This window comes from Bacteroides caecigallinarum, assembly GCF_016902295.1.
In the GTDB taxonomy this organism is placed as follows: Bacteria; Bacteroidota; Bacteroidia; order Bacteroidales; family Bacteroidaceae; genus Phocaeicola; species Phocaeicola caecigallinarum_A.
Map to the genome: position 1 here is coordinate 1 of NZ_JACJLQ010000119.1, position 894 is coordinate 894.

The 894-nt window shown below is 42.1% G+C and carries 2 protein-coding genes; both read right to left on the bottom strand.

Features of this window, described 5'->3' with window-relative positions:
* Positions 1 to 407 (bottom strand): IS66 family transposase (locus tag H6A27_RS14420; protein WP_477005007.1); only part of this gene is annotated, 407 nt, incomplete at its 3' end.
* Between the two features lie 80 nt (positions 408 to 487).
* Positions 488 to 850, bottom strand: coding sequence for an IS66 family insertion sequence element accessory protein TnpB (gene tnpB, locus H6A27_RS14425; RefSeq protein ID WP_204394713.1), 363 nt, complete (start codon positions 848 to 850; stop codon positions 488 to 490).
* Between the last annotated feature and the right edge of the window lie 44 nt (positions 851 to 894).

The following is an 894-nucleotide window of genomic DNA, read 5'->3' on the forward strand; positions in this document are numbered from 1 at the left end:
TGTTCCCTGACCTTAATCCGCTTATACTCGCTTACCTCTTTTATGGCCTGGCGGGCTGCCTCTTCCTCCTCTGGAGTCATATCCATCTTGTCGAAGTCAAGTTTCAATTGGTTTGGGTCATCAGGGAGTTTTCTCTTTTCAGACATTGCTCCCCAGACTTTCCTCTGAAGATACTCCAGTTTACGTTCCAACGATGCAATACGATTGTCCTTGGATTCAATGGCTTTATCCTTAGCTTCAATGATTTTGTCTTTCTCTGACAGCCTGGCTTCGTATGAGTCTTTCATGGCCTGCAGGTCAGACATTTCTTTAAGCTTCCTTTCTGCCTGCATAAGACGTCGGTACAGGTCATCACGGTCACGAAGGACTGCCTCAAGTGCTATTTTAAAATTTGGATCTTCTGCCATTTTCCGTATCTTTTATTTACTGTAAAGGTACGAAAAACACCTGACATACAGAAGGATTTGAACATTATTTTACTATACGATCACTCCTTTTTAGGAGACCAGCGTGGTGCTCTTTTCGTCTCTGAAGGTGATATACCATGCACTATCAATGTCAATTCTGACCAGTTGATGGAGAGTGAAGCGGAAGAGTCTTCACAGTCAATATCAGACAAACGGAAAGTTCCACTCTCAAGTCTCATATTATATATCACCAGCCCACCGTATTCGGCATGGAGTATTTTCATGTTGGTCAATGATTTATTGATAAATATAAATGCATCGCCTTCCTGTACATCCTTACCCATTTTCTCTGTCACGATTCCGCTCAGAGAGTAAAAACTCTTTCGCATATCAGTCGGATAAGGGTAAAGGAAAAAACGATCTGAGTCACTGAGGCAAAACATGGCTTACTGGCATAAAAGGATTAATGACTTTAGCACCTCAAGTG